The organism is Mojavia sp. (assembly GCF_059505145.1).
On sequence record NZ_JCACKA010000010.1, the window covers coordinates 115,922 to 140,430 of the forward strand.

The following is a 24,509-nucleotide window of genomic DNA, read 5'->3' on the forward strand; positions in this document are numbered from 1 at the left end:
AGTCCCGTCTTACAGTTTAATAGCAAACATCAGCGTGTTATTTAATTGCATCGACCTGCAATTCAATTGCATTGCCGTGTTATTTAATTGCATCGGTCTGCAATTCAATTGCATCGACTTGCAATGCAATTGCATCGACCTGCAACTCAATTGCATCGCTGTGTTATTTAATTGCATCGACCTGCAACTCAATTGCATCGACTTGCAATGCGATTGCATCGGTCTGCAATTCAATTGCATCGCCGTGTTATTTAATTGCATCCACTTCACGACGTTGCTGATTTTAACGATCTTGTGGGAGTAAACTGTACCAGCCGTACCAGTGACGTACTGTTAGCCAAACAGCTGAGAGAAACCCTGCGAGGCTGAGAGTCAGACCGCTAAATGGTACTAATAATCCGAATACAGGTAATATTGCCCCGGCAATAGTGCAAATAATTGCAGCCAAAGAAGCACGACGATTTGAACCCAATCCCCATGTTAAGGCTAATAAGAGCAGCGAAATAATGCTCCAAGCGAACTGAGGGTTTATTAATCGCCCTATATAAGTCAAAGTCAGCAAACAAGCAAAGAAAATGCCACCAGCGATCGCTACGTTTTTTAAACTCATTGGTAGCGATAAATATAGCAATAATATCCACCACAAGAATAAGGCAGGAGCTAATAATAACAAACGCGGAATGATACCTGTGTTCAAAATTGGTTGAGTGTTAGTGAACACACCAAAAGGATTTTTCACGGACACATTATCATCAAATATCCAAGTAAATTGGGTGCTGTTTCTGTCAGCTGTAATAGTGTTAGGTACAATGCCACTAGCAAAATCTACGGGGTTAAAGTTGGCAGTTGCTATGAGGCGAAATTTAGAAAGTAACTGTCCGGTTGCGTTATAAACCCAACGTGGCCCACCTTGCGCTTCGTAAGTAACTTTAAAGGTGGTTTCTTGGCCAGGCTCTAAGCGAAAGGGAAAGTTATACTCATTTGGATTAGTTTGTTGTAGCCTAATGCGATCACGCTCTACTTTATACCTAGCCAGCAGTGAATAACCGTTGGGCGGCGGTGCTTCAAAGACAAAACTATTAATATTTTTAAGTGGGTTAATAACTTTATACTCAGCAGTGTAATCTACGCGATAAATAGAACTGCGACCTTTAACATCTACACTTTGGTCAAGCTTTGCCTGAATTTGCGATCCAGCCAGCGTCAGGAAACGGTTGACCTGTTGCGTATCATTTATCTTAACTATCTTGTCTTTTATTTGAGTTGTGTAAGTGTATGGCTCTCTAGTTACATAGCGTACTTGGGGCGCAGTTTGTTCTAGCTTATCACCAGCAACACTTTCAACAACTTGAGCTACCCTTGCTTGTTCCCAGTGGTGATAACGATTACTCAAGGTTGAACACAGAAAAAATCCTGTGACTAACAAAACTAATATTAAAGCTAAATGCTGTAAACCCCTTAAAAGTTGAGAGTAACGAATCGCCCATTCACCAAAGAAAACTGATTGTTCTAAGGGATTACGACGCAAAGAAAAACTTACCAAAGCGATCGCAATTCCTAAAGCTAGAACTAAAAATACAAATAATAGTGAACCTTTGAGCGCTTGGGTGCCAAATTGCACAAGCTCATTGGGATGTGTTAAATCAGGCAATCCTGGAATGCCTTGAGCAGAAGGAGACATTGGTTAATACTGAGATACTTTGAACAACCAGACCGATGTATTCTGACAAAAGTTTCTGGCAGGCAAATATAGCGGTTTTCTTGGTGATTAGTCAAAATAGTTGAGTAAGAAGCGGTATTAAGCTGTTACACATCTGATTTGCACATTGAGATAGCACAGGAGCAGGGGAGCAGGATTGGCGCTTTTTCCCCAAAATTAAAAATCGGGGTAATTCTGCGATTTTCCAGAATTACCCCGATTGTTTTGCATAAAAATAACCTAGCGCAGCGTTGCGGAAATAACTATCCAGTTTAAAAAGTTTGAAAAGCCTATGAAACCAGCTTTTTCCCCTTGTGTCTTTTTGCACTAGTTGCAATCTTTGGCTTACACCCTTATAGAGGCAAAAAGTGTTCTCTCTCACATAATCTACCTTTTCAATCTCTACATATTCTTAAAACTCCATCTACTAATTCGCCAAGGTAACTTTGATTAAGCTAGGCAATGGATTACTAGTAAATCTGATGATTATGTCCTAGATACTGGCTTCAAAAATAGCCATGCCACAAAAAATGTAGCTGCTGTAAATAGTTGCGTCAGATCTAAAGCAGATAGATAACCATCTGCAAAGGAAGCAATACTGCGGTCGGTAATGCCAAATAACCAAGATGAGAGGCCAAATAGCCAAATCCCATTCTTCAAATTGCCCAAAGCATCTTTAGAGTCTGATGGTTTCTGGTCATTCATAATCTTCTACTCCGTTGGTGAAGAATTCATTGATTGATACAAAATCCCCGTAAGAGCTTTTTTTAACTCCTGACGCTGAATATATTATTTATATTAATAAATATTTCATGCTATTGACTAAACTGCCATAAGGTACGTATAAATTCTTTGACATTCCTCCTTTGGCTCTGTGATGTCGGTTGAACGCTAACAGCATGAGTTAGCAGCTTTTTGCCTTAAAAAGCGTGCTAAATTATTACAGAAATAATACAAAACCCACATAAAAATTTATTTTTACAAAAGCAAGAATACTGAAAAAGATAGATGTATTTTCTAAAACATCAGACATTAAGAGAGAAATCGGGATATAGATACCTAGTGTTTGGAGTCTACATCCCTTAAGCTTCAGACTTCTGCCTTTAGATACTGATCACCTCAAGACAGAACTTAGTTAAATCAAAGAAGCGCCAATATTTGAGCAATTTAGTTAATGACCACAATCCAGTACCAAAATCTACCTAATCTACAGAATTTGCAAAATGGTTTTCTACCAGAGTTAGGGCTGGTTTGCATTACTGTTGACAAACGAGTGCGCTTTCGGACAATGACGCGCACCCGCTATTTGAAACTCACTTTGGAACAGCGTGAAAGCGCCTTGCGAGAATTGTATCTGCATAACTTGCAGCGTTTGCATGATGCTCTATCCTTTTGTGAGGAGAACAAGATTCGGCTCTATCGGATTTCCTGTGCCTTATTTCCTCTAAGTGATATGGAAGATGAAATTGGCGCAAATATATTAGAGGAAATGAGCGCTGATTTAGCTAAAATTGGACAGCGATCGCAAGCTTTGGGCATCAGAATGGTGCTGCATCCAGATCAATTTGTGGTGCTGAGTTCTGATTCTCCCCAAGTATTACAATCAAGCATCAAAATTTTAGAACGACACGCCCGGACATTAGACTTGTTAGGGTTACCGCGATCGCCTTGGTCATTGATGAATATTCATGGCGGTAAATCCCAACGTACTGAACAACTGGTAAAGGTAATCTCAGAACTACCAGAAGCAATTAAAAGCCGCTTGACCTTTGAAAATGATGAATACGCTTATAGCGCCAGTGAAATTTTAGCAGTGTGTCAGCAGGCTGGAGTGCCAATGGTGTTCGATGCCCATCACCATATTTGCCACGAAAATTTAGACAGCTACGACGATCCGAGTGTGGCTGAGATGTTTTACGCCGCTAGGGAAACTTGGAACAACCCAGATTGGCAATTAGTCCATATTTCCAATGGTGAAACAGCTTTCAAAGACCGAAAACACAGTGATTTGATTACGGCGATGCCGAGTGTTTATTATCAAGCACCGTGGATAGAAGTCGAAGCCAAACACAAAGAGGAGGCGATCGCTCAGTTGCGCTCTTGGTGGCTTATGGGACAATAATTTCACGTGAAACATTACTTTGCGCCTTTGCGCCTTTGCGCGAAATAAGAACTTAAGATATGGCGATCGCAATCGATTTTGGTACTAGCAACACAGTCATTGCTCGTTGGAACCCTGTCACCCAGCAGCCAGAAACCCTTAATATCCCCGGTTTATCAATTCAACAAAGTCTGAATCCGCCACTAATTCCCAGCTTGGTTTATGTTGAAGACGCAACCCAAGGTAAAGTTTTAGTAGGGCAACAAGTGCGCGATCGCGGTCTTGACCTCAAGGGCGAAGCGCGATTTTTCCGCAGCTTCAAACGAGGAATTGGTGCGGATATTCAAGGTTACTTACCTGAACTAGATGGGCAAATCGTTACCTTTGAACAAGTAGGTAAATGGTTCCTCACCCAGATAATTGAACAATTAGTACCACTGCAAGGCGGGTTAGATTCTCTCGTTTTAACCGTACCTGTAGACAGCTTTGAAACTTATCGTCATTGGTTAGGACAAGTTTGCCAAGCCCTTCCCGTCGAACAAGTGCGGATGCTAGACGAACCCACAGCCGCAGCTTTGGGTTATGGTTTAGCAGATCAAGAAATTCTCTTGGTGATTGACTTTGGCGGCGGAACTTTGGATTTGTCCCTTGTGCGCTTGGATCGAAGCGTGCAAGCAAACACTAAGCCTGTGGGATTTCTGCTGAAGTGGGGTAATAAATTTTTAGCTGAAGACTCCAAGCAAAAAGTCAAAACCGCCCGTGTACTGGCAAAAGCTGGACAAAATTTGGGTGGTACTGACATTGATACTTGGATAGTAGATTACTTTGCCAAAACTCAAGAACTGGCGGTAAGTCCCCTAACAACACGACTAGCAGAACGAGTCAAAATTCAGCTCTCAACTCAGAACCAAGCCAGCGAAGTTTATTTTGACGATGAATCATTTGAAAGCTATGAATTAGAGCTCAACCGCGACACTTTAGAAAATATTCTTAAAGAACACGCATTTTTTGAACGCCTCGATGATTCGATGACGAGTTTGTTACAGCAAGCACGACGCCAGGGAATAGAACTTACAAATATAAATGCAGTTTTGTTAGTTGGTGGTACTGTGCAATTACCAGCAGTGCAAACATGGGTAAAACAGTATTTTGAGTCAAATAAAATTCGTTGTGAACGTCCCTTTGAAGCGATCGCCCAAGGTGCATTACAAATCACTCAAGGCGTAGAAATCAAGGACTTTCTCTATCATAGTTACGGTGTCCGTTATTGGGATCGTCGTAACCATCGCCACAGTTGGCATCCGATCATTAAAGCTGGACAAGCTTACCCCATGAGTCAGCCAGTAGAATTAGTTTTAGGCGCATCTTTGGAAAATCAGCCCAGCATTGAGTTAATTATGGGAGAATTGGGAGCAGACACAGGCAGCACCGAAGTTTATTTTGATGGCGATCGCCTAATTACCCGTCGTATTGATAGTGGAGAAACCACCGTTAAACCCCTCAATGATAAGGAAGGTGCTAGGACAATTGCCCAACTTACACCACCAGGATTTCCAGGAAGCGATCGGATTAAAATCCAGTTTCAAGTTGATGAGCAACGCTTTTTGCGAATCACAGTTGAGGACTTATTAACCAATGACACGGTGTTAGAAAATCAACTTGTGGCACAGTTGAGTTAACGATAACTATTGAATCGTCATCTTACAAAAAATCTTGGTTGATCATTTTGAACCACAGATAAACACAGATGGACACCGATAAAAATCTGTATTTATCGGTGTCCATCTATGGTTTTATTCTCAAAATGAAATATTGTTTGACATAGAGCGATCGCCTAATTACCCATCGTCTTGACAATAAAGATAATCATGTACTCGCACCACTAGAATATCTAGGGGGCGATCGCATCAAAAGCCTATTTCAACTAAAGGGATTTAAAAATTGATCGCATCAGCAAAAGAGTTGGGACGGTCTTGACGAGAGGGTACTTCGAGGGTGTAATCTTCCTCAATAGCGATTTGGCGCAGTTTGTTAAAAGCATCAGCTAGAGACATCTTTTCACGCTGCTGACGCCAAGCCAGGAATTCTTCAAACATCTCAGCTTCCACAACAACCGCTACTAGTTGGTTCCGGTTGTAGATAAGTTGTGGTTCTTTTGTTACTGCCTTAATCAGTTCGGAAAATTTCTGTTTTGCTTCTGCAATTCCCCAGTTCATCCCACTACCTATTTCAGTCCATAATTATGTCTATTATAGATATTAATTATATCCATAAATTTACAAAGAAAGGCAGAGGGCAGAGGGGTAGGAGAGACTTTCTGATTCACCACTCATCACTCACTACTCAGCACTCAGCACTTTTTCATGTCAGCTACCCACGGGAAAATCCCACAACTAAGGCATGAAAATCAATGCCCTATGCCCTATGCACCATGCCCTATTTTCGCACTACTACTACAGTCCCAACTTTTGCCCAATTATATAGTTGACGCGCCTTTTTGACTGGCAAATTCACACAACCGTGGCTAACTGGAGTTCCAAATTTGTTATGCCAATAAGCACCATGAATGGCATATCCTTCATAAAAATACATGGCATAAGGGACATCAGGAATATCGTAGGTTCTACCGCGCATTCTGTTAATGCGATACTTAGAATTAATTTGAAACTTACCTGTGGGTGTGGGAGTTGAGCGTTTACCTGTAGAAATTCGGAAGGAATAAACACGTTTTTTACCTTCCCATGCAGATAGCCGTTGTTCAGATAAGTCAATTTCAATCCGCCGAGATTGAGTTATCTGTTTAGATTTAGATTTAGATACAGTGTTTTTGCTACTATCTACTGAAGCCGCCCTAGCTGTAACAAAGTTTGGATCAACCGTGATTGGCAGTGACCAAGAGAAAAAAGTTGCCAATACTAACATTACACTTGTACAGAAAGTTCCTGAGCAACGTAACCAGCTAATGTGCATCCTGCTTTGCATGAAGTATTACCTTTGAGTTAAGCTGCTAAACATGAGGCTTGTTGCAAAAATCTGACAAATAAAGATGGAAGAGGCTAAATTTATCTTGTTCCTTTACGCTTTACTCACCTCTTGTACAACATACTTTTGTCAGATAACAATTGAGTTATGTTGAACAGATGGGTAAATTTAGGAAATGATTAGAGGCATTTCTTCAACCTGAAAATATGCAAGTTTAGCAAGTTTATCAGTGAAACCAAAGATGGTTTTATCCTTGACTTAGCGCTTGATATTTCAAGTAGCATTTCCCAATTTTCAACTTATATGTTTAATTTATTCATGTCTTACTACTTAATACAGATAAGTTGATTACGAATAGAATAATCGTAAATTAATCTGTTCAAAGGCTACATATTTTTCAAATTTTTGTTAGCGGCTTATGCCAATTTTCTATGACATGATTTTTATGCGATCGCTTTTAGTAATTTATTAATATTATTGTTTTATAACTAGCTGTAATTTATAACTGCCTTAAGGCTAGTAAAGTGGTATCACAGGTGAATCGGCTACAGATTTTAATCTGTCTCAAGTAAGACCCCATGAATGGGATGGGCATTGCCGAGGCTGGTAGCTTAGGGCAGACAAATCTTTTTAAGTAACTAAAATTATCCAAATTTGTCCTACAATTATTCTTCTTCCCCAGACTGACAGAATAGGCATGACTTAGGGTTAGGTTGCAGGGCGATCGCTTACACATAAAACAAATTTAGGTTAGTTAGCGATCGCTCTGGCTTAGTGTTTCAGAGGTTTAGTTATTTATGAATAACAATCGGTGTACCCACTGATGCCCAATCAAATAACCATTTAGCATGGTTAGGGGCAACATTTACACAGCCGTGGCTAACTGGAGTTCCAAATCTACGATGCCAATAAGCACCGTGAATACCGTAGTTGCCTTGGTAAAACATTGCATGGGGTACATTAGGAACATCGTAGTCCCTACCCCGCATTCGGGTAGATTTGTGCTTAGATTGGATCTTAAAACTACCAACGCGGGTAGGGGTAGATTTTTTACCTGTAGAAATGGTAATCGCATACACAGGTGTTTTACCTTCCCAAGCAACTAGGTTTTGCTTTGAAAGATTAATTTGTATCCACCGTTGCTGGGATTGTTGTAATGTCTCGATAGCTTGGGTAATTTTCTCGTTCTTTGTATTGGCCGAGACTTCACTGGCTCCCAGATTTGCAACACTCAAAGACAGTGCTATACCAGTAAGCAATATTGGTAACTGGCGTATCCAGCGATGATAAAATAGTCTGTTCCTCATAAATCCACACCTAATTAGGAAGTTTAGGGAAAAATTTCCGTTTTTGCCCTAAAGTACTTACTCTAACTGTTGTATCAATTTTTTCGTCTGTTTAGTAATAGCGTGCCAATTTCCTTCGATTACTAGATGTTTGGGGAATAATTGACTACTTAAACCAACAGCGATCGCCCCTGCTTGTAAAAATTCTTTGGCATTGTCTAGGTTCACTCCCCCAGTAGGAATTAAGGGGATTTGACCCAATGGCCCTTGCAGGCTTTTGATATAATTAGCCCCTCCCATTGCTTCTACAGGAAATACTTTGACGCAGCTAGCGCCATGACTCCAAGCGGTAACAATTTCTGTGGGAGAAAGCCCCCCTGGAATGATGGGTACATTTTTCTCCACTGCTGCTTGAATCATAGCTAGATCAACATGAGGTGTGAAGAGAAACTGCGCTCCAGTGGCGATCGCTTCTTGCAACTGCTGGGCGTTAAACAATGTACCAGTACCAATCATACAGTTTGGTAATTCTGTGCGGAGTTGACTGATTAATTGCCCAGCGCGATCGCTATTCCAGGTAATTTCAATCAGCTGCATTCCCCCAGATGCTACTGCCAAAGCCATTTGCCTTGCCAACTCGATTTTTGGCGCACGTATTACTGCGATCGCCCGGTGTTGTTGCAACTGTGATAACCAAACTTGATTAGACATTTTGACTGTGACTGAGAAGCAAACGGCATAAAAATCTCCACTACCAGCGTGACACAGGAAAAGCAATCCACACTCAAGCTTGCTTCTGGAACAAAGCTATGCGATATTGCATATAATCTACGTTAAATCTACCGATTTAGTGGTTTTAATTAAGCGTCCTGATATTGGGGTCTAAAGGAGTAGTAAAAATGGCGATGCTTGGTAGTAAGCCCTTGGGCGTTTTTGCACAAGAAAACACAGAATCCTTGGAAATTAAGATTCACGATGATTCCAAGCGCTGCAATCAAGGCAGCCTGTGGAAATTTGTGCGACTAGGCGGAACATCAATACAAAGATTTTTGTGGCATGGTAAAGCATACGGGACAATTTCTGGCATTATGCTGTTAACCTTGATGAGTATGATTTTTTTAGGTGTTCATTGGTCTTACCGAAAGCTACTACCAGCGTTCACTACTAGTAAAAATACACCCAAATCAACAAGTGACTAGGTTAAAAAAGCTACAAGTTATTTCTTACCTAGCTCCCAATTGGTTTGGGTTCTACGAAGCAGTGTTGGCTTATTTAGGTCGTATGTTGGGGCTGGAAACGCAGTTAAAGCAGGGTGAATGCGATCCACTATTAGACCCCCTGCTCCTACAAGACCAGCTAGACCTAGCCTTCATTTGTGGATTACCCCTAATTCGCTATTGTCAGATAGTCTCAGATCAGTTGCAGCCTGTGGTTGCCCCAGTGATGCAAGCACCGCGTTATCAAAATCGTCCAATTTACTTTTCAGATGTGATAGTAAATGCCGCCAGCAATCTGGCAAGATTTGATGATTTGGCGGGTACAATGCTGTGCTACAACGATCCAGGCTCTAACAGCGGCTATAATTTGCTGCGTCATCGATTGTTACAAGGGAGATATCCCCAACCATTTTTCGGTAAGGTTGTGCAATCAGGCTCTCACCAGCGTTCGATTCGGTGGGTGGTAGAAGGGCGCTTAGACTGTGCTGCTATTGATAGCGTTGTACTAGAGCAAGAGTTGCGTGATTTCCCTGAGCTATCTCAGCATTTACGAGTTGTAGAGATACTTGGCCCTTATCCTATGCCACCTTTGGTTGCAGCCCAACATCTTGACACATATCTGATTCAGCAGTTGCAGTTAACTTTGCTTCAGCCAGATGTAGAACTCAAGACAGCAATGGAACGAGTAGGAGTTCAGCGTTTTGCCCCAGTCGAGTTAGCAGAGTACGAAGCGATCGCAGAAATCTACAATGCTGCTCTCAAAGCGGGATATCTGACAATTAGCTAGCGGACATAATATAACCTATCTGGTTGTTTTACGTTTCACCGAAACAGCCTTGAGCAACTTTACTCTTTTCACTCAGGACTCAGACCTCTTTTGTCCCCAGTCACCCAAAAGGTATTAGTGTCACTCCCTGATAAGCTGAAATTATTACTACTATCCACAATTTTTTGTCAAGTAGTATTGACGTATTGTAACAATATTGTTAAATTAAGTTACATAAATTAATAAAAAGTAGAAAAGACTATGTATACAACAGTTAATGAACAAGGCATTTTAAATAATTACGCTACTGAACCAAAAATTTACTATGCTGCTTACCCCGACCAAGACACACAACGCACCTACGCACTCCAAGGGGCATTCGCTACATTACTTGTTACCACTTTAATTTTGGTTGCCTTGGGCGTTAGCTAGATTTTTTAGCTTCGGTATCGGTATCTCTCATCGTCATTTGGACTTCTCCTAATTACCTCGGTTAGTTTCGCCGAGGTTTTTTTTGCAATTTTCTCTTAGGGTGCGATGTGCGAAACCGTACCGGCTCCCAAACTTAGTATTTGTACAGTTAAGCAAGGGGTGAAAAAGTACAGGAAGGAATGATTAATGCATTGTCAATCCATCAGTGTGGTCTACGCTTGCTAATTATTGATGACCATGCTGACACTAGAGAATTGCTCAAGATTCTCTTTGAAACCGAGGGATATGAAATAAAAGCTGCTGCAACAGCTAGTGAAGCTCTAAATGTAATGTCCGGTTTTCTACCGGACATCGTGATCAGCGAAATCTATTTACCGGATGAAGCAGGCCACTTACTGCTGGCAAAAGTCCGAAATTTAGAAGCGGCGCGAGACCGATGGATTCCAGCTATTGCCCTAACTGCTTTTGCTAAAGAGGAAGACCGTGCATATGCATTAGAAGCTGGTTTTCAGATGTATTTATCCAAGCCGGTCATCTTGGATGAATTGGTCTGTGTGGTTACTAATCTGTTTAGAAGGATCAGTTAAGGATCAGTTAAGGGTTTTCTAAAAATTTTTTATATAACAGTCGGATATGGTGGGCAATGAATGCCCAACGCCAGGTGCTTTAAGCCGGGAAACCCGTAAGGGCGCAGGGCTGCCCCTACATATATTTCAAAAATCAAATAAGAGTCCTATAGCTTCAAAAGTTAGTAGCCTGCGATTACACTAAACATCGCAGGCTACTAACTTTTATCCTGAATTTAGTGTTTAACAACACAGATTCAGATTATTTTTCATCATCTACATACAGGAATATTGGCTTAAAGTTTGGTCTTTGCTTATTTTTTTGATTACCAAAATCTCTTACATCCTGTAAGTAAGTACATCCCTAGAGAGGGAAATACGCAGTGATTTGTATGCTGGTATGGAAATACAATTTCATAACCAATTGAGCAGTACTTTAAACTTTATGGTTGTTGTGCCAACCTAGATTTTCCATGCATCGATATAGCATGTTTCATGAGTAAAGTATTTACATTAAAGTGGTTCACCATCTAGACGCTCTAAGCCATCTTCCACCTCTTTTTGGCATCTCTTGCTGGTGAATTACTACTGGCAATTTCCATCTAATCTTGACTTCTGTGTAAATTATAGATCAGCTGTGGCTGGCTATTCTGTACATTAGTTGAAGAATAGTGGGCAATGACAAATACAGGTAATGTCAAGGTTAAGAGAGCGATCGCAGTTCCCACAATGTCTGCCAAGCGATGGGAATATGTGTCGGTAGAGTTGGCAGACTGGCTATTTGAATTCATACAAAATTGAAGTTCATCAATCACTGTTAGGTTTACTCTCTACAAGAGAGCCTTGATTCTATTTTAACTATTTTTTGCCTGTCAACTGTGTATTTGAACTTAATTTTAACCAGTTTTATAACTGTCATAACAACGGATTGCTACTAGAAAATCTTGATACACATTTCTACACAAATTTTTCAGGCTTTAACCGAGTAGCTAATATTTGAAGCTCACTTACCTTACGGTATAAACTATAAGTTAAGCACAGATTATATTTATAGCATTATAAATCACCTTTTGTTAGCTATTTACGGATTGATTTTTCCAACATATCTGGGCGTTATTGCATTAGTATAACATCCTGAAATCTTTTGTATAAGGTAGTTCCAAGGAAAATGTTTGTTTATGTTACATAAAATAAATGCCGAAAATACACTGATAATAAAATCGTCTTATTACTACTTCAACCGTAGTTACACCCAAAAATCTTTCAGACATCATCTCAACTGATAATGTTACTTTTTAACTAAAAATCTCCACTTAATCACTACATATACATCACTGAGTTTGGCATTATTTATTCAGTGCTTACATCAAAAATTTTATAGAAAACAAATTATCTGGATTGATTAATATCTATTTATTTTTGTCAATCTATATATAGGTAGAGTAAAAATACCTTAGTCATAGATTTAGATTTGCAGTGGTTGGTTGCTAGACATTGCTAAGCTAATCGTCATTTAAATTGCACCATTTTCATGGTAATAAAAGCTGCAAACCCTCTCCCCTGCTCCCTGCCCCCTGCTCCCCTGCGGTCTCAATGTGCAAATTAAATGCTTAACAGCTTAGTGCCTGACCTATACTCATCCAGAATATATAGTCATAAAGCAGAGTTTGGTAAGAATCAAAAATGTTATGTGAGAACTCTGAAAGCAAATTGATCAATGAAAAAAGCCGCCGCTAAGTAGGGCGGTCTGGTTAAGCAATCGGAGGGTAGTTGTAGCTTACTCTACCAATTTTGCAATTGTTGTAGCAAAGGTTGCACTTGTTCACTTAACGTCTACCATAAACAGTCATTGGTTCTTTAATAAACCGAATGTAAAGATGTTTAAACGTGGATTTAATTACACGAGGCATAGCAAAATCGATAGGAATTAATTTGTCTGGTAACTGCCAATCTTCGATGCGGAGTAAGTCAGGTTCTAAGTTAGGGAAATCGATAGCAGCGAGTTCTGGACAGACTCCTAGCCTTTGGGAAGCTGCGACAGTGGGTACTTGATGCGGTGGAACATTGAGGATTTCTACCATTGCCCGATCTAGGGCAAATACATTTGATGCTGCTGCCAAAATACCCAATGCACGAGGTTCGCCATTACTGGGGCCATTACCTTCATGACCAATAATGCCATCCAAAATTGTTAAGTTAGGGTTAATTGCTTTGGCAGTTTCTACTAACATTTCACCAAATCGGTTTGCGTCTTTTCCTGCTTCCATGTGCCACCAAGCTTTCATTTTGCCGGGGACGCAACCAAATAAATTTTTTACTCCTAGTGTTAATGTCAGTTGGGCATGGGATTTTACTTTAGGCAGGTTAATCACCACATCTGCTTCCATCACCTCTTTGGAAAGTAACAAATGGTTAAAATTTTCGCTCAGGGTTTGGTAACGCTTGCCATGAAAATCAACTATCGGCAAATTGAGTTCTTCTAAAATTGGGAGATAGCCATTTGCCACAGCTACTCCCTTAGCGCTGCCAAATGCCGGACTATCTCCTAAAAATGGCTTACCACCAACCTCAATTACCATTTGGGCAACTTCGTAAACTAGTTCAGCACGGGTAGCACACTCTTTACGAGGACGCGATCCTGTGAGCAGATTAGGTTTGAGCAAGACGCGATCGCCTTTTTTAACAAAAGCTGCTATTCCTCCCAAAGGTTCTAGCAGCGTTACTAAAGACTCGCGTAAAGCTTCTCGTTTGTAGGAAGTAGCGCGGATTAAACTGACAGATGGTTTTTGAGTTGGCATGGATCGTAAATTACGAGTAGTAAAGATAAAAGCAAGAATTTCTTTACCTATATCTTCCTACTTTAGTTTCTACTCCACGTTGCTTGGTTCTGACCTGAGGGGTAAGATACCACTCATTTGTTCTAAATTTAACACTGCGGCCAATTCCGCTTCACTCATCAACCCACGTTCAAGGACAATCTGCCGCAAAGATTTGCCAGTTTCCAGGGATTCTTTGGCTACAGCCGCAGCATTGAGATAACCAATGTGAGGATTTAGCGCTGTTACTAAAGCTAAACTGCCTTCAGCGTAGGCTAAACAACGTTCTTGATTGGGAATAATTCCTTTGATGCAGCGTTCAGTGAGTGCAGCAATAGTGTTACCCAAAATTTCAATACTGTGAATTAGGTTATAGGCAATTAGCGGCATCATGACATTTAATTCTAATTGTCCTGCTTGGGCGGCCAGAGCGATCGCACTATCGTAACCCATGACTTGAAAGCACACCATTGATGTCATCTCTGCCATCACGGGATTATACTTACCTGGCATAATCGAGGAACCAGGTTGCACTGGCGGCAGTTGAATTTCTTTAAACCCAGTTTTTGGCCCCGAATCCATCAGCCGCAAGTCGTGGGATATTTTGACTAAATCCTGCGCTAAGTTGCGTAAAGCGCCAGATACATTCACAAATGGAGCCATACTCTGCATTGCTGCCATTAGGTGGGGCGCAGGTTCTAAAGGAGAGTTAAGCAATTGAGATAGAACTTCTACAACACGGGCACGATAAAGGGGATGAGTATTTAAACCTGTTCCGGCGGCGCTACCTCCCAAACCCAGCACCATCAAATCCCCAGAGGCAGTATATATCCGATTTTGATGTTCTGTTAATATTTGTGCCCAAGCACGAAAATTATCGCCCAAGCGCACAGGTACAGCATCTTGCAAGTGAGTTCTGCCAGATTTGACGATGTGTTGAAATTCTGTGGCTTTATCTTCTAAGGCTGCGATCGCCTGATCTAAGGCGGGGTGTAGTGTTTTAGATAGTGCCAATAATCCACCAATGCGAATTGCAGTCGGAATTACATCATTGGTAGATTGCCCATAGTTAACGTGGTCATTGGGACTTACACGCTTATAATTGCCTTTTTCATCACCAAGAATTTCTAAGGCACGATTCGCCAGGACTTCATTGACATTCATGTGGTGAGAAGTACCTGCACCGGCTTGATAGACATCGACGACAAATTGCTCGCGTAACTTTCCTGCAAGTATCTCTTCAGATGCTTGCACAATTGCCTGACTTATCTCTTGGGGAATACAATTTAATTCTCCATTGACAATTGCTGTAGCTTTTTTAATTAGTAAACAAGCATCTACGTAAGTAGGTAATGGCTTAATTCCGCTGATAGGAAAGTTTTCTATTGCGCGTAGTGTTTGAATGCCGTAATAAGCACTACTGGAGATTTGGCGATCGCCCATCGAATCGCGTTCGATGCGGAATTGGGAATCTGTTTGTAAAGTCATGGTTAGTATTGTTTCAAGAATGTCAAAACACAGATCATCCCACGCCTAGTGAAAGATGTGGAGATATGAGATTCAGGATCTAATATCAATTTGAAATAAGAGTGCGACAAATACATGAGTAGAGGCGCACAGCTTTGCGCCCTTACAGATGGGTCGATGTGTTGCAAAGATTTTTTGAATTGATAGAATTCACTTTTTAGGCAATAATTCAAGTATCTATAGTAAAGCTTAAATATCTATCTTTTGGGTGATTTTAGTAGTTTTCTCGCGCATACTGCAAAGCAGAACCCGTATCCCTATGAGGAAGCAAGTTACGCGTAGTGTCTCCGGTACAAAGAAGGGAAGGCACAGATAATAAGGCAAAATTGTGGTTTAAATAGATGGATAAGGCTATAAATTCCCCTTGTTTTAATTTCTTATGACCTTACCCAACTGGATTACGTTTTCTCGGCTATTGGGGATACCATTTTTGCTTTACGGCTTATACAACCCGACAACCCAAGCGAAGTGGGTATGTTTAGCAATTTTTTTGGTTGCTGCATTGACTGATTGGTTAGATGGCTATTTAGCGCGGAAACTCAACCAAATTAGCGATTTGGGGAAATTTCTCGACCCTTTAGTAGATAAATTGCTGGTATTGGCACCATTACTGGTTTTAGTTGAGCTAAGACAGGTGCCAGCTTGGGGAGTGTTTCTCATTTTAGCGCGGGAATTAGCGATCGCTGGTTGGCGAGTGAATCAAACAACAATCACAGGGGCAAATATTTGGGGTAAACTCAAAACCGTCAGTCAGATAGTGGCGATCGCACTTTTAATTGCACCATTATCAGCAATGTGGCATATCCCATCCTTAATTGCTTTTTGGGTTTCTGTTGTCTTAACGTTAATCTCAGGGTTAATTTATCTTCTGCCGCAAGAATGATTTATTAGTAATTGTGTAATTGCAATGATCCATGTTGTTAAGACTGAGGTAATCTAAAGGCAATTTCAGTAACTTTAGACCGTGCAGTTCTTTCCTTGCTGATCGAGATGAGTTTCTGCATTAATGCTGTCGGCCGCAATTTTTCCTGATGCATTTCCCAGGCGAGGGTAGTGTAAACTATGTCATCCAAGTTGTTATGCTTGGGTTTCCAACCCAATACTTGGCGAATTTTCTCTGCACAAGCTGTAACACAGGCGGGATCACCAGGACGGCGTTCTGTTTCGATAACAGGAAAATCTACCCCAGAAATTGTTTTTACTCTCTCAATGACTTGCCGTACACTGTAACCTTGCCCATAACCGCAGTTAAGAATTTGGCTTTCTCCGCCCTGTTCTAGGTAATCTAAAGCATCGACATGGGCCGCTGCTAGGTCTTCGACGTGGATATAGTCTCGAATTCCAGTACCATCTGGGGTAGGAAAATCTGTGCCATAAATTCGCAATTCTGGCTGGCGCTTAAGTGCCGTATTACAAGCAGCTGCAATTAGGTGAGTTGCAGCGCGTGATCTCTGTCCTAGTCTCCCACTAGGATCGGCTCCTCCGACATTAAAGTAGCGCAGAATCACGTACCGCATCCGAGAAGCTAGCCCGTAGTCTTGAATCAGCCATTCGCTCATCAGCTTTGAGCGTCCGTAGGGATTAATAGGTAGAGTAGGAGTAGACTCCGTAACAGGATTTTCTTGAGGCTCACCATAAACTGCTGCTGTACTAGAAAATATGAATTGGTTAACGCCCAGTACACTACAGCAGCGGAGCAAATTCAATGTATTACGCGTGTTATTTGCATAGTAATCTAAAGGATTGGCAACTGATTCTGGTACAACCAAACTAGCAGCAAAGTGCAGGACTGCACTAAATTTGTGTTTGGCAAATACTTGGTAAAGACGGTCTGTATCTGCTAAATCACCAATAATCAAATCACCATGCAATACGGCTTTGGGCACTCCTGTAGAGCAATTGTCATACACCACCACGTCATAACCAGCTTCACCTAACTGACGTACTACGTGGGAACCAATATAGCCCGCACCGCCTGTCACTAACACTTTTTCGTTCATCTGCCTTTACCTAATAAAACAACCCTGACCGTTTTAAAGGCGATCGCTATATCCAACCAAAAGGAATAATTTTTAATGTAATAGAGGTCGTAAGCTAGCTTTTCATACGCATCCTCAACCGAGGCCCCGTAGGGGTACAATACCTGTGCCCAGCCAGTAATTCCTGGTTTTACTAAATAACGCAGTTCATAGTACGGAATTGCTTCTTTGAGTTTCACATCAAACTCTGGTCGTTCTGGACGGGGGCCAATCAGGCTCATATCCCCGCGCAACACATTCCAAATCTGAGGCAATTCATCGATTCGTAATACTCGTAGCCAGTATCCCACCCTGGTGATCCGGGGATCGCGTTGACTGGCCCATTGTGCGCCCCGCTTCTCAGCGTCTTGATACATTGAACGAAATTTGTAAACCTTAAATGGCTTACCGTACAACCCTGTTCGTACTTGACTATAGAAAACTGAACCTGGGCTATCTAACTTAATTGCTATTGCTGTCAATAGCATTAATGGAAACAAAAGAGTAAGTAAAAGCGCTGCCAACATCAGATCTGTCAATCGCTTCAGCTTTAGACTAATACCACCAGCTACTAGGTTGAAACCAGCACTAAAAGCCAACCACTTGTCTTCAAGCAAGGATGAGGGAAGTTTGTACCATAAGATTTCGCAAATATCAGGTAACCTGTAAACTGGTATACCTTGTAGCCTCAGTTGCATCAACTGCTGTATGTGTGTATCAGAGAAATCCATCTGGGTTGCCACTACCACTCCCGACCAAGGTTGCTGACTCCAAGACGGTAAGTCACTAAGGCAACCTCCATAAATTAGCTGGCATTGTGTTTCTGTTAAATGGGTGAGATTTTGATCTGCTTCCGCAAGTATAACCAAACGCCCCAAAGGATTTTGCATAAGGAACATTTGTGCAAAATTGCTCGCACTTTTGTTAGCACCTAGTATGAGCCAACGACTTTGCTCGGCGTGCGATCGCAACCATTTGACTGCCCATAACCTTAAGATCACTGCCCAGCTTGTAAACATTCCTAAACTGACCAGCAAAATTCCCCGTCCCAAAAGTGGGTGCTGCCCCCAAGTTCCAGATAAATAAATGAGAGCCGATGTAATTCCACCAACTATTAAACTGCTGATCAGTATCCGAGATGGAGCACGTAAACCCGCGATTTGGCTATCTGGATGGTAAGTATCTCCTAGATAAAGTCCTGCGAGAACCAACAGTATAAACCCGCAAACAACTAAATCAAAACCCTCAAGCAGTTGCCCCAGACGAAACCAAAAAGCCAGCCCTAAACAGATGACTAAACCAAAAATATCTCCTACCAAAAGTAATGCAGGCAAAAAGCGCGGGATTTTTGGTAAATTAATACTTCCGCTGTCACCGTGAAATGGTATATTGAACATAAGTATTTTATACTACTCTTGATTTTGCGATCAACAATCTGTGACTAGTCAAATTTTTGCACTTTACAGTGCTTGTTTCTCGGTATTGTTAACCAGCATCATTATGAAATTTGCCGATTAACATTTTATAAATGTGCTAAAGAATACTAGTTCAGTTACAAACTTTCTTATATATTTAAGAATAATTCTCGGACCTTTTAAGTGGTAAAACGGCATATATGCTGTATATATATATACCATAATCTTTGTGATTACCTGTAGTTGTTTAGTAGATGAGGTTAATTTAGTTAAGGACGCAGGCATATCCACCAAGTCGCAAAATACTGACGCATAAACTTTTACCTGCTTAAATTAGATTATGCAAAACAGGAAGCGGTCACGCGCAGCAGTTGCGGTGGCCTCACTCAAGTTATAATAAAAACCTAAAATCTATAAGTAATTATTGTCACTTATATTAAATTGTATAAATTGTTTTTATGCACGCCAATGACTGTGTCAAAGGTAGGATTCTTAATAAAGGGATAATAGAAAGTAGTATAAAATAATCAGGACATTTTGGGAATCCAGATATTTTGCAGAAAATAGCCAATAAATATCAAAACTAACGATCCTCATCTGATGTTGTTGGAGTAATAATTGTGTTGGCGCAAGGTGCAGCGCCAACTTAAATTATTTGTAATTTTTTAGTACATAATGTATGCCTACTCAGCAAGACGACCGTGACCTTATTGATTTTCAACAGTACTGGCCGATACTGAAAAGGCGTTGGCCAGTGACAGCAACTGTGATTGGCTCTGTGTTTGGACTGACAGCCTTGGTCACCTTCCTCCAAAAACCAGTTTACGAATCGCAAGCCAAGCTGTTGTTCAACAAACAGAGTGGAGTGTCATCGCTCACTGGTCTGTCTTCACAAGTAGGAGAATTAAGCGGTTTGACCAACTTCAGCAACCCAGTGGATACAGAAGCCGAGGTCATTCGTTCATATCCTATTATCCAAAAAACTATTAGCACCCTGAAGCTCAAGGATAGCAAGGGTAGACCTCTCTCCATAGAAGTGTTTCTCAAACTACTGAAACTGAAGACTATCCGAGGAACAGATGTGATGCAGCTTTCCTACCGTAGTACCAATCCACAGGAAGCAGCATCTGTAATTAATTCCCTGATGAGCTATTACTTGGAGAGTAACGTTCGTAATAACCGTGCTGAGGCAAGGTCTGCAAGGGAATTTTTGAATAAGCAATTGCCTGAGGTCGAAAAAAGAGTTTTGAAAGCGGAAATGTCTCTGCGTCGTTTCAAAGAAAGAAACAGGGTAATAGCGCTGGAGGTAGAAGCAAAAGCTGGAGTAGAAGGTCTTCAGACTTTAGGGGAGCAAATTACTAAAGCCCAAGCAGACCTAGTAGATGCTAATACCCGTACTAGGGCTTTACAAAGCCAAATAGCATTAAACACACAACAGGCTGTAGAACTAAGTACCTTAAGCCAATCCCCTGGTGTGCAGCAGGTACTCACAGATTATCAGAAAGTGCAAGATGAGTTGGCTGTGGTACGGACTCGCTTTAGTGATGAGCACCCTATGGTGATTAATCTAGAGCAGAAAGAAACTGCACTTAGAAGTCAATTAGAAGGGCGAGTTGCCCAAACTCTCGGCAACTCCGAGTTTGTGCCAGAGCAAAACTTGCAAATAGGAGAACTCAAGCAGACCTTGACCGAGGATTTAGTCAAGTCAGAAGTTGAACGGTTGGCGCTGGCAAACCGATTAGCAGAATTGCGCCAAGCATACGTACTCAACCGAAGCCGCTTGGATATTTTACCCCGGCTGGAACAACAACAGCTACAGCTACAGCGACAGTTGCAGGTAGCACGAGTTACCTATGAACAACTCCTGAAGCAATTACAGGAAGTTGAGGTCTTAGAAAACCAGAACATCGGTAATGCGCGGGTAATTTCTCAGGCTTTAATTCCCGATAGAGCAGTATCTCCTATTATTCCCTTAAACTTGGCACTGGGTGGAGTTTTAGGAATTGTGCTAGGTGTGGGAACTGCGCTAATGCTAGAAGCTATAGATAATTCGCTGAAGACTATTGAGGAAGTTAAGGGGCTGTTAGACTATCCCTTATTAGGTACGATTCCTTTAGCTGAAAAAGCCAAGGGAAGTGATGGTGAAAGCGGTGCAGAATTGCCTGTACTCAACAGTCCTTATACGCCTGAGTCCGCAGCTTTTGAGATGCTCCAAGCTAATTTAAGTTTCAGCATTTCTGACAAGATGCTGAAAGTGATTGTTGTCAGTAGTTCAGTTCCAGGCGAAGGTAAATCTTTTGTAACAGCTAACTTGGCAGTAGCAGCAGCACAGAGTGGACGTCGAGTGCTGTTGATAGATGCAGATATGCGTCGCCCTCGCCAACATAAAATTTGGGAACAATCTAACCTGATAGGGCTGAGTAATATTTTAGTCAATCAGGCTGAGTTAGCAACAACTACCAAAGAAGCGCTGATGACCTTAGATTTAGTAACTGCTGGCACAATTCCACCCAATGCTGCTGCACTTTTAGAGTCAAAACGGATGGCTGCTTTAATTCAAGAGGCTACTAATGACTATGACTTTGTAATTATTGATGCTCCACCTTTGACTGCGGTTGCAGATGCACAAATATTGGGTAAGTTAGTGGATGGGATTTTGTTAGTTGTACGTCCTGGTGTAGTTGACTCTGGAGCTGCGACTGCTACAAAAACTCTGTTAGCGCAGTCTGGTCAGCGGGTTTTAGGAATGGTCGTCAATGGTATTACTGCTAGTAGCAGCTATGGAGGCTACTATTCTAAGGGTTACTATCATCAAAATGGACATTCTAAAAATGGAAAAGTTGATGTTAAAACGCCCAAAATTAAGCTTTCTTGATAGATGTGTGTGTTGAAATTAACTATCTACTAGTGCATAAAAAAGCACTGATCTCTGAAGTATCAGGTCAAGATAGAGCTGATGCTGATTTAGCTCAACTAGTCTTTCTTTTGAACAACTGGTAGAAACGCTTGAAAGTTTTGCTCTTAGGACGCTGAACCTTTTAGAGGCAATTCTTTTTATTAGTAAACCCATCAAATTTTATAATGCAGATTCTAGCGAAAGCTTTGGAAATGCAAACTAAAGAAGCTTTTAGTTATGTAAGTTTAGATTGGTAAAATTATGTTGTCGTTGATGATAATTTATTAAGACCATCTAAGATTACTATTGGACAAGGCTATCCAAGTAAAGCCAGAAGAAATTTAGGATGAGCAAGCAAACTATAAAATGAGCAATGTGGTAAAAATGGTGGTCAAGTCAAAGCTAACAATTTAATTCATCTGCATTTTATATACAAGATAAGTCTAGCTTAAGCTTTAAAGAATCTTAATTCAATCAAAAAATGCGGCAATTCAAACAGCTGTTCCAATATTTAACTAGCAATTCTATAGATAGAGGACGAATGAGAATTCGTCGTGCAGGTGTAACCGGTCTGACAACTTTAGTTGTCAAAGGAATTTCAATCATAGCTGGACTTGTTACCATTCCACTTACAGCTAAATACTTAGAAACAGAAATATTTGGGCTATGGTTGATACTGAGCAACTTATTAAACTGGATCAGCATTGCTGACTTGGGACTAGCAAATAGTCTAACAAATGCACTTGCGGTAGCTGACGGTAAAGAAGATAAGAAAATGGCACAAGAGGCTGTCACAAATACGTTTTACTTAATGTTAGGAATAGCATTATTATTACTATTTGTTTTTTTATTAACCTCTCCATTGATTGCTTGGGAACAAATATTTAATGTAAGTTCCCCAATGGCTAAAAAAGATATAGGAGCATCCATTTCTGTATGTTTTATTTTGTTTGTAATCCGTTTACCATTGTCAATCCCCGGTCGCATCTATGGAGCCTATCAAGAAGGTTATTATTATCAAATATGGAGTGTATTAGGTAGTGTTTTATCAGTAATTGGTCTCATCGGTGCTATTCATATTCATGCTAATCTACCCTTATTAATAGCATCTTGCTTTGGAACTTTACTAATAGGAGATATTTTTTCTACTATCCATTTATTTGGATTTCGACGCAAATGGTTAATACCTAAACTTAAATATTTTAATTTTCGCAAATCTAGGTGGCTTTTAAACACTGGCTTGCAGTTTTGGATTGCCCAAATTTCAGCAATTTTAATTTTTCAAACTGATCTTCTTATTGTTGCTCATTTGTTTGGGACAAGTGCAGTAGCAAGCTATGGAGTAACTCTAAAATTGTTCTCTATTGTAATTTATATTTCATCTTCTTTTATTATTTCTCTTTGGCCAGCCTACAGTGAAGCTTCAACAAGAGGAGATTTCTCTTGGATTATTAAAACTTTTAAAATGTCCATTTTGTTTAGTTTTATATGGTCTGTATGTATAAGTAGTTTACTGGTTATATTTTCTCCTCAAATTTTGAGCTTGTTGGTTAATAAAGAAGCAATTCCACATAATAGTTTAGTTTTGGCAATGTTGTTTACAACAGTATTAAATTGCATATCTCAATGTGTAGCAATGTTAGTCAATGGGTTAGGTGAATTAAAATTACAAACTATAGTTGCTCCTGTTTCTGCTATGAGCAATATTGTATTATCAATAATATTAGGTAATTTAATAGGCGTTTCAGGAGTCGCTTGGTCTACTGGAATTTGCATTTTATTATTCTCTTTAGGAGCAGTAGGCGGTGATATTACAAACAAGCTAAGGTTAAGAATCAAAAGTGGTGAATATTAAATGAGTAAATAAAATGAGTAAAGATTGTCCTATATGCTCTTGTACGAGAGATATTTATTTCAAAGAAACTATTCTTAATAAATATGATATTACCTATCTATACTGCAACAACTGTGGCTTGCTCCAGACAGAACAACCATATTGGTTAGAAGAAGCTTATAATAGTGCGATCGCAGATGTAGACACTGGTTTAGTTGCAAGAAATATTGCAATTTCTAAAAAACTAGCTTGTATTCTTTTCTTCTTTTTTGATAAACAAGGCAAATATTTGGATATTGCAGGTGGTTATGGAATGCTAACAAGGCTAATGAGAGATATTGGTTTTGATTTTTATTGGTCTGACTTATATTGTGAAAATATTCTTGCTAAAGGCTTTGAGGCATCTGCTACCACTAATATTTTTTCTGCAATAACTGCTTTTGAGGTATTGGAACATATTTATAATCCTATTGAATTTATTGATAAATCTTTAAAAGATTCAGGGACATCGACAATTATTTTTTCGACAGATTTGTTTCAAGGAAGCCCCCCATCTCCTCAATCATGGTGGTATTATTCATTCGGCACTGGGCAGCATATCTCTTTTTATCAAGCTAAAACACTTAAGCTGATAGCGGATCAACTATCGCTATTTTTTTATTCATATAATAACTTCCATATTATGACTAATAGACAGATAAAATATCCATTCGTTTTAGAAAAAATGTCCGGAAATTTTGCTAATATTTGTTGTAAATATGTCAAAAGAGAAATGAGATCCAAAACGGTTACAGACTACAATGATTTGAGTAAAATTACTACTAAATTTAAAACTATCAAAAATTAAATTATGCTATGCTGATTACGCTAATTTAGTTTTTATATCCTATTTAATATATAGAAAATTATCAATATTAAAATCAATAATTTATAATTAATCTATATCTTTTAAAT

Annotated in this window: 21 protein-coding genes; 10 read left to right on the top strand and 11 right to left on the bottom strand. The window is 40.2% G+C overall.

The genetic code is table 11. The features are described from left to right. Nucleotides 1-283: 283 nt before the first annotated feature. Together AC5JL8_RS00860 and AC5JL8_RS00865 are read right to left on the bottom strand one after the other, a co-directional pair. Nucleotides 284-1,681 carry a hypothetical protein gene (locus tag AC5JL8_RS00860; RefSeq protein WP_495877884.1) on the bottom strand — a complete coding sequence of 466 codons (1,398 nt, stop codon included), beginning with the start codon at nt 1,679-1,681 and terminating at the stop codon, nt 284-286. A gap of 504 nt (nt 1,682-2,185) precedes the next feature. Beyond that, on the bottom strand, nt 2,186-2,404 hold the full coding sequence (locus AC5JL8_RS00865) for a hypothetical protein (protein ID WP_495877885.1): 219 nt from the start codon (nt 2,402-2,404) through the stop codon (nt 2,186-2,188). A 469-nt stretch (nt 2,405-2,873) separates the two neighbouring features. Between AC5JL8_RS00865 and uvsE the strand changes: the two genes are divergently transcribed. Together uvsE and AC5JL8_RS00875 are read left to right on the top strand one after the other, a co-directional pair. After that, complete coding sequence (gene uvsE / locus AC5JL8_RS00870; RefSeq protein ID WP_495877886.1) at nt 2,874-3,821, top strand: UV DNA damage repair endonuclease UvsE; 948 nt, start codon at nt 2,874-2,876, stop codon at nt 3,819-3,821. Nucleotides 3,822-3,880: 59 nt separating this feature from the next. After that, nucleotides 3,881-5,479: an Hsp70 family protein gene (locus tag AC5JL8_RS00875; protein WP_495877887.1), complete on the top strand. Its 1,599-nt coding sequence runs from the start codon at nt 3,881-3,883 to the stop codon at nt 5,477-5,479. A gap of 255 nt (nt 5,480-5,734) precedes the next feature. Here the strand turns inward: AC5JL8_RS00875 and AC5JL8_RS00880 are convergent, their stop codons facing one another. The 4 genes from AC5JL8_RS00880 to AC5JL8_RS00895 form a co-directional block, all read right to left on the bottom strand. Beyond that, entirely contained in the window at nt 5,735-6,016 is a 282-nt protein-coding gene (locus tag AC5JL8_RS00880) for a type II toxin-antitoxin system prevent-host-death family antitoxin (protein WP_495877888.1), read from the bottom strand. 220 nt (nt 6,017-6,236) lie between these two features. After that, a complete protein-coding gene (locus AC5JL8_RS00885) occupies nt 6,237-6,782 on the bottom strand; it encodes a L,D-transpeptidase (RefSeq protein ID WP_495877889.1) in 546 nt (181 codons plus the stop codon). Between the two features lie 791 nt (nt 6,783-7,573). After that, nucleotides 7,574-8,089, bottom strand: coding sequence for a L,D-transpeptidase (locus AC5JL8_RS00890; protein WP_495877890.1), 516 nt, complete (start codon nt 8,087-8,089; stop codon nt 7,574-7,576). 57 nt (nt 8,090-8,146) lie between these two features. Further along, on the bottom strand, nt 8,147-8,779 hold the full coding sequence (locus AC5JL8_RS00895) for a bifunctional 4-hydroxy-2-oxoglutarate aldolase/2-dehydro-3-deoxy-phosphogluconate aldolase (protein WP_495877891.1): 633 nt from the start codon (nt 8,777-8,779) through the stop codon (nt 8,147-8,149). Between the two features lie 188 nt (nt 8,780-8,967). On the opposite strand from AC5JL8_RS00895, the gene AC5JL8_RS00900 reads away from it, so the two are divergent. The 4 genes from AC5JL8_RS00900 (at nt 8,968) to AC5JL8_RS00915 (ending at nt 11,070) form a co-directional block, all read left to right on the top strand. After that, a complete protein-coding gene (locus tag AC5JL8_RS00900; RefSeq protein ID WP_495877892.1) occupies nt 8,968-9,267 on the top strand; it encodes a hypothetical protein in 300 nt (99 codons plus the stop codon). Continuing rightward, nucleotides 9,260-10,072: a PhnD/SsuA/transferrin family substrate-binding protein gene (locus AC5JL8_RS00905; RefSeq protein ID WP_495877893.1), complete on the top strand. Its 813-nt coding sequence runs from the start codon at nt 9,260-9,262 to the stop codon at nt 10,070-10,072. Before AC5JL8_RS00900 ends, AC5JL8_RS00905 begins: the two co-directional genes overlap by 8 nt. A 240-nt stretch (nt 10,073-10,312) precedes the next feature. After that, complete coding sequence (psb34, locus tag AC5JL8_RS00910) at nt 10,313-10,483, top strand: photosystem II assembly protein Psb34 (RefSeq protein ID WP_495877894.1); 171 nt, start codon at nt 10,313-10,315, stop codon at nt 10,481-10,483. 191 nt (nt 10,484-10,674) lie between these two features. Continuing rightward, complete coding sequence (locus tag AC5JL8_RS00915; protein ID WP_495877895.1) at nt 10,675-11,070, top strand: response regulator; 396 nt, start codon at nt 10,675-10,677, stop codon at nt 11,068-11,070. 581 nt (nt 11,071-11,651) lie between these two features. On the opposite strand, the gene AC5JL8_RS00920 is transcribed toward AC5JL8_RS00915, so the two are convergent. From AC5JL8_RS00920 to AC5JL8_RS00930, 3 genes are all read right to left on the bottom strand, one after another. Further along, complete coding sequence (locus AC5JL8_RS00920) at nt 11,652-11,840, bottom strand: TLTLP motif-containing protein (RefSeq protein WP_495877896.1); 189 nt, start codon at nt 11,838-11,840, stop codon at nt 11,652-11,654. Nucleotides 11,841-12,875: 1,035 nt separating this feature from the next. Next, the gene (locus tag AC5JL8_RS00925; protein WP_495877897.1) at nt 12,876-13,847 is read right to left on the bottom strand and encodes an Npun_F2552 family protein; all 972 of its coding nucleotides are present in this window, start codon (nt 13,845-13,847) and stop codon (nt 12,876-12,878) included. A 69-nt stretch (nt 13,848-13,916) separates the two neighbouring features. Beyond that, on the bottom strand, nt 13,917-15,353 hold the full coding sequence (locus tag AC5JL8_RS00930; protein ID WP_495877898.1) for an aspartate ammonia-lyase: 1,437 nt from the start codon (nt 15,351-15,353) through the stop codon (nt 13,917-13,919). Between the two features lie 418 nt (nt 15,354-15,771). On the opposite strand from AC5JL8_RS00930, the gene pgsA reads away from it, so the two are divergent. Beyond that, on the top strand, nt 15,772-16,275 hold the full coding sequence (gene pgsA / locus AC5JL8_RS00935) for a CDP-diacylglycerol--glycerol-3-phosphate 3-phosphatidyltransferase (protein WP_495877899.1): 504 nt from the start codon (nt 15,772-15,774) through the stop codon (nt 16,273-16,275). Nucleotides 16,276-16,312: 37 nt separating this feature from the next. Here the strand turns inward: pgsA and galE are convergent, their stop codons facing one another. After that, nucleotides 16,313-17,392, bottom strand: coding sequence for a UDP-glucose 4-epimerase GalE (gene galE, locus AC5JL8_RS00940; RefSeq protein WP_495877900.1), 1,080 nt, complete (start codon nt 17,390-17,392; stop codon nt 16,313-16,315). Beyond that, nucleotides 17,389-18,807 (bottom strand): sugar transferase, encoded by a 1,419-nt coding sequence (locus AC5JL8_RS00945; RefSeq protein WP_495877901.1) that lies wholly within the window; start codon nt 18,805-18,807, stop codon nt 17,389-17,391. Before AC5JL8_RS00945 ends, galE begins: the two co-directional genes overlap by 4 nt. A gap of 697 nt (nt 18,808-19,504) precedes the next feature. Here AC5JL8_RS00945 and AC5JL8_RS00950 point away from each other — a divergent pair. The 3 genes from AC5JL8_RS00950 (at nt 19,505) to AC5JL8_RS00960 (ending at nt 24,402) form a co-directional block, all read left to right on the top strand. Beyond that, on the top strand, nt 19,505-21,700 hold the full coding sequence (locus AC5JL8_RS00950; protein ID WP_495877902.1) for a GumC family protein: 2,196 nt from the start codon (nt 19,505-19,507) through the stop codon (nt 21,698-21,700). 562 nt (nt 21,701-22,262) lie between these two features. After that, a complete protein-coding gene (locus AC5JL8_RS00955) occupies nt 22,263-23,576 on the top strand; it encodes an MATE family efflux transporter (RefSeq protein WP_495877903.1) in 1,314 nt (437 codons plus the stop codon). 13 nt (nt 23,577-23,589) lie between these two features. Next, nucleotides 23,590-24,402: a methyltransferase domain-containing protein gene (locus AC5JL8_RS00960; RefSeq protein WP_495877904.1), complete on the top strand. Its 813-nt coding sequence runs from the start codon at nt 23,590-23,592 to the stop codon at nt 24,400-24,402. The last annotated feature ends 107 nt before the right edge of the window (nt 24,403-24,509 follow it).